This window comes from Acidiphilium sp. PM, assembly GCF_000219295.1.
Lineage (GTDB): Bacteria > Pseudomonadota > Alphaproteobacteria > Acetobacterales > Acetobacteraceae > Acidiphilium > Acidiphilium multivorum.
Genome location: NZ_AFPR01000449.1, coordinates 1 through 5295 on the forward strand (window position 1 = coordinate 1; position 5295 = coordinate 5295).

The 5295-nt window shown below is 69.7% G+C and carries 7 protein-coding genes; 6 read left to right on the forward strand and 1 reads right to left on the reverse strand.

Annotation, left to right across the window (positions count from 1 at the left end; translation table 11 throughout):
• Positions 1-170: 170 nt before the first annotated feature.
• Positions 171-719, reverse strand: coding sequence for an RNA polymerase sigma factor (locus APM_RS13575; RefSeq protein WP_231295389.1), 549 nt, complete (start codon positions 717-719; stop codon positions 171-173).
• Positions 720-1213: 494 nt separating this feature from the next.
• Between APM_RS13575 and APM_RS13580 the strand changes: the two genes are divergently transcribed.
• The 6 genes from APM_RS13580 to APM_RS13605 all read left to right on the forward strand — a co-directional run.
• Entirely contained in the window at positions 1214-1666 is a 453-nt protein-coding gene (locus tag APM_RS13580; protein ID WP_007423937.1) for a Fur family transcriptional regulator, read from the forward strand.
• A complete protein-coding gene (locus APM_RS13585) occupies positions 1663-2475 on the forward strand; it encodes a GNAT family N-acetyltransferase (RefSeq protein ID WP_007423938.1) in 813 nt (270 codons plus the stop codon). Before APM_RS13580 ends, APM_RS13585 begins: the two co-directional genes overlap by 4 nt.
• A 60-nt stretch (positions 2476-2535) precedes the next feature.
• Positions 2536-3045 carry an SspB family protein gene (locus APM_RS13590; RefSeq protein ID WP_007423939.1) on the forward strand — a complete coding sequence of 170 codons (510 nt, stop codon included), beginning with the start codon at positions 2536-2538 and terminating at the stop codon, positions 3043-3045.
• A gap of 15 nt (positions 3046-3060) precedes the next feature.
• The gene (locus APM_RS13595; RefSeq protein WP_007423940.1) at positions 3061-4707 is read left to right on the forward strand and encodes a fumarate hydratase; all 1647 of its coding nucleotides are present in this window, start codon (positions 3061-3063) and stop codon (positions 4705-4707) included.
• Positions 4708-4714: 7 nt separating this feature from the next.
• Entirely contained in the window at positions 4715-5110 is a 396-nt protein-coding gene (locus APM_RS13600; RefSeq protein WP_007423941.1) for a VOC family protein, read from the forward strand.
• On the forward strand, positions 5107-5295 hold a 189-nt coding region (locus APM_RS13605; RefSeq protein WP_007423942.1), incomplete at its 3' end, for a tRNA preQ1(34) S-adenosylmethionine ribosyltransferase-isomerase QueA. The genes APM_RS13600 and APM_RS13605, both read left to right, overlap by 4 nt.

A 5295-nucleotide genomic window follows, 5' to 3' on the forward strand; every position in this document is an offset into this window, starting at 1 on the left:
CGGCACCGCGAGCGCCAGCGGCAGCAGCCGCTCCTCCCACGCCGCCACCTCGGCGGCCAGCGCCGGATCGCGCGCGCACGCGGCCTCGAACTCCCGCCGCTCCGCGCCGCGCAGCAGGCCCAGCACGTAAAGCCCCGCCCGGTCCGGCCCGTCGTCCGCCATCGACCCGCTCATCGCTCAAGACACCTTTTCAGCGCGCCGAGGGCCCGGGAAATCCAGCTCTTCACCGTGCCGAGCGGCGTGTCCGTGCGTTCGGCGATCTCGCTGTGCGAATACCCGTCGACAAACGACAGCACGACCGCGCGCCGCCAGTGTTCCGGCAGTTCGCCGAGGCAGGCGGCCAGCGCCCGCCCGTCCTCCACCGCCACCGGCATCTCCGCCGCGATATCGGGAATCTCACCGCCATTCGCCGGCTGCCGCCGCTCGCTGTCGATCCGGTCGAGGGCGCGGTAGCGCACGATCCCGATCATCCAGGCCTTCGCCGATCCGCGCGCCCGGTCGAACCTGGCCGCGTTCCGCCACACCTGCAGGAACGCCTCCTGCAAGACCTCCTCGGCCTGCGGCCGGTCGCGCAGCAGCCGCAGCGCCACCCCCATCAGCATCGGCGACATGCGCCGGTAAAGCTCGCGCAGCGCGGCCGCGTCCTGCGCCTGGCAGGCCTCGACCAACCGGCCAAGCTCCTCATCCGCCGCAACCGCCCCACCGGGCGACGACGTCACCGTTCCGTATCCTGCGCCATCGAACATTGCTTATGGCATTACCGCCGCCGAGACAATCTGGATGCAGCCGCCGCGCCCGGCGCGGCGCCGCCGCCATCGGAACACAACTTTCGCGTGCATGATTGCCCTAGAAATGATAACGTGACGCGCAATCCGCAGGGAGACGACGATTCCGCCCCGGCCCCGCCGCTACTGGCTCGAAACATTCTGCGGCGCCCTCGCCCTGGCCGCCGCCCGGGTTCTGCGCGCCCCCCATCCGAAGGCCACGCGGGATGCCGCCGGCTATGTCCCGCATCCCTTCCGCAACGGCGCGCGCTGCGCGACCTGCGCCAATTTCCGCGCCGCCGGCGCCGCCTGCCGGCGGGTGCGCGGCACGGTGGCGCCGGCCGGCTTCTGCAATTTCTACACCCCGCGCCGCCGCCTGTCCTAGCGCCCCCGCCCTCGGGCGCGGATTGGGGTGGACCGCGCCGCCGAGATGGTCCACAAGGCAGCGGATGGAGACCCGCATCGAGCGTCTGTGCGTGGCAAACGGGCTCAGGATGACCGGCCCGCGGCGCGTCATTGCGCGCGTGCTGTCCGAGGTGAACGGCCACCCCGATGTCGACGAACTGCACCGCCTCGCCCACCGCCTCGACCCGCGGATCTCGCTTGCCACCGTCTACCGCACGGTGCGCCTGTTCGAGCAGCACGGCATCCTCGAGCGCCGCAGCCTCGGCAGCCGCCGCGCGCGCTACGAGATGTCGGGCGAGCACGACCATTTTCACCTGGTCGACCAGGACAGCGGCCAGGTGATCGAATTCGACGAGCCGGAGACCGAACTTCTCATGCGCAAGGTGGCCGCCCGCCACGGGTTCGAACTCGTTTCCCTCAAGATCGAGCTGTTCGGCCGCCGCCTCGGCACCGCCGCGCGCGCGCCGGAGCCCGCCGGCGAGGCGGCCGGACCATGACGGCCGAACGCCCGATGGACAGCCTGCTGGCCTTTCCGGAAATCCGGGTCGGCAATCTCGGCGTCCGCCTCGCCGCGACCGCGGCCGAGCTCGACGCCGCCCAGGCCCTTCGCTTCCGCATCTTCTACGACGAGCTCGGCGCCCATCCCGACGCCGCGACCCTCGCCTCCGGCCGCGACCAGGACGCCTTCGATGCGATCGCCGATCATCTCCTCGTGATCGATCACGACATCGCCGACGATGCCCGCGGCGTCGTCGGCACCTACCGCCTGATCCGGCAGGACGCCCTGCCCCAAGGCAGCCATTTCTATTCTGCCGACGAATACGACATCGCGCCGCTCGAACGCTTCTCCAGCCGCCTGCTCGAGCTCGGCCGCTCCTGCGTCGACCAGGCGCACCGCTCCCGCGCCGTCATGCAGCTGCTCTGGCGCGGCATCGCCGCCTATGTGTTCCAGCACGGGATCGAGCTGATGTTCGGCTGCGCCAGCCTGCACGGCACCGATCTCGACGATCTGGCGCCGGCGCTCTCCTACCTGCACGCCCACCACCTCGCCCCGGCGCACATCCGCCCGCGCGCGCTGGAGGCGCGCTATGTCGAGATGTGCCGCCTCGGCGCCGACGAATACGACGCCCGCCAGGTCCTCGCCGAGCTGCCGCCGCTGATCAAGGGCTATCTCCGCCTCGGCGGCTTCGTCGGCGACGGCGCGGTGATCGACTGGCAGTTCAACACGACGGACATAGCCGTCGTCGTGCAGACGGATCTTGTGACCGAAAAATATTACCGCCATTACGAGCGACAGTCCCGCTGACAAGCCGCCGGCGCCGCTGCCGGCCCGCACGCATGACGACTGCAAGGTGAATTCGACGACATGGCCGAAGACGACGACACGCCGATCCCCGAAAGCCTCCTGCCCTACGACGAATGGACCGAGGACGCGCTCCGCCTCGTGGTGCTGCGCGCGCTCGACCATGCGTCGCGCGAGGGCATGCCGGGCGAGCATCACTTCTACATCACCTTCGCCACCGCCCATCCAGGCGTGATCATGCCCGACCGGCTGCGCGCCCAGTATCCGGACGAGATGACCATCGTCCTGCAGCACCAGTACCGCGACCTGTCGGTGGATGCCGAGGCGCAGCGCTTCTCGGTCCGCCTCTCCTTCGGCGGCGTGCCGGCGACGCTCGACATCCCGCTCGACGCCATCACCGCCTTCGCCGACCCGGCGGTGCGCTTCGGCCTGCAATTCGCCGCCCGCGTCCCCGAAGCGCCGGAAGAAGCGCCCGCGGCCGCGCCCGAACCCGCGCCGCCGCCACCGGAGCAGGGCCCCGCCGAGGTCGTCAGCCTCGACGCCTTCCGCCGCCGCCCGCCCGCCAAAGACTGAGCCCGGAGAGCCGCCATGAACGCGATCACCAAGAAGACGCCCGATTTCGCCTTCAGCACCATGTTCCCCCTGGGCCATGACGACACGCCCTGGCGCAGGCTCGATCTCGGCGGCGTCTCCACCATCGAGGCGGCGGGCAGGACCATCCTGCGGATCGCCCCGGAAACCCTCTCCGCCCTCGCCTTCCAGGCGTTCCACGACGTCTCCCACCTGCTGCGCCCCGGCCATCTGCGCCAGCTCCGCGCGATCCTCGACGATCCCGAGGCCTCGGAGAACGACCGCTACGTGGCGATGGAATTCCTCAAGAACGCCAACATCGCCGCCGGCGGCATCCTGCCGATGTGCCAGGACACCGGCACCGCCATCGTCTTCGGCAAGAAGGGCCAGCGCGTCTGGGTCGAGGGCGACGAGGAGGAGGCCTTCTCCCACGGCGTCTACCGCACCTACACCGAGACCAACCTGCGCTACTCGCAGATGGCGCCGCTCTCGATGTACGAGGAGCGGAACACCGGCACCAACCTGCCGGTCCAGTGCGACATCATGGCCGCCCCCGGCGAGGCCCATGCCGAGGAATTCGAGCTGATGTTCGTCGCCAAGGGCGGCGGCTCCGCCAACAAGAGCTTCCTGTATCAGGAAACGCGGGCGATCCTGAATCCGAAGAAACTTCTCGAATTCATTGAAACCAAAGTAAAAACCCTCGGAACGGCCGCCTGCCCGCCCTATCACCTCGCCATCGTCATCGGCGGCACCTCGGCCGAGACCACGATGAAGACGGTCAAGCTCGCCTCCACCCGCTGGCTCGACTCGCTGCCCACCCAGGGCTCGCCCACCGGCCACGCCTTCCGCGACCTCGAGCTTGAGCGGCAGATCCTGGAAATGACCCGCCGGCTCGGCATCGGCGCGCAGTTCGGCGGCAAGTATTTCTGCCACGACGTCCGGGTGGTCCGCCTGCCCCGCCACGGCGCCTCGCTGCCCGTCGGCATCGGCGTCTCCTGCTCGGCGGACCGGCAGATCCGCGCCAAGATCACCAAAGAGGGCGTCTTCCTCGAACAGCTCGAAACCGATCCGGCGAAATACCTCCCCGAGGTCACCGACACCCATCTCGGCGGCGACGTGGTGCAGATCGACCTCAACCGCCCGATGGCGGACATCCTCGCCGAGCTTTCGAAACATCCGGTCAAGACCCGCGTCGCCCTCACCGGCCCGATCGTCGTGGCGCGCGACATCGCCCACGCCAAGCTGAAGGAACGGCTCGATCGCGGCGAGGGCCTGCCCGACTACATCAAGAACCACCCGGTCTATTACGCCGGCCCCGCGAAAACGCCCGAGGGCATGGCCACCGGCAGCTTCGGCCCCACCACCGCCGGGCGGATGGACAGCTATGTCGAAGAGTTCCAGGCCGCCGGCGGCTCGCTGGTGATGCTGGCCAAGGGCAACCGCTCGCGTGCGGTGCGCGACGCCTGCAAGGCGCATGGCGGCTTCTATCTCGGCTCCATCGGCGGCCCCGCCGCGGTGCTCGCCCGCGACAACATCCGCAAGGTCGAGGTGCTGGAATACCCCGAACTCGGCATGGAAGCGGTCTGGCGCATCGAGGTCGAGAACTTCCCCGCCTTCATCGTGGTCGACGACAAGGGCAACGACTTCTTCGCCGACCTCGCCTGAGCCGGCCATGAAGTTCACCGTCGACCGGATCGACCATGTCGTGCTGACCTGCTCCGACGTCGACAGGACCGCCGACTGGTACGAGCGCGTCCTCGGCATGGAGCGCGAGGAATTCGGCGCCGAGCGCCGGATCGCCCTGCGCTTCGGCGCGCAGAAGCTGAACCTGCACCAGGCCGGGCGCGAGTCCGGCCCGCAGGCGGCGAAGCCCGCCCCCAGCGCGCTCGACATCTGCTTCGTCACCGCCCTCGGCACCGACTTCGTGGTGAACCACCTCCAGGCCCAGGGGGTGGACATCGTCGAGGGCCCGGCGCCGAAAATCGGCGCGCTCGGCGCCATGCGCTCGGTCTACTGCCGCGATCCGGACGGCAACCTGGTCGAGATTTCGAGCTACCTCGAAGAATGAACCTCGCTGATTTCGACTATCACCTGCCGCCCGAGCGCATCGCGGCCGAACCGGCGCGGCCGCGCCACGCCGCGCGCCTGCTGCATGTCCGCGGCGACGGGCTCGACGACCGCACCATCCTCGACCTGCCCGCCCTGCTCGCCCCCGGCGACCTGCTGGTGGTCAACGACACCCGCGTCATCCCC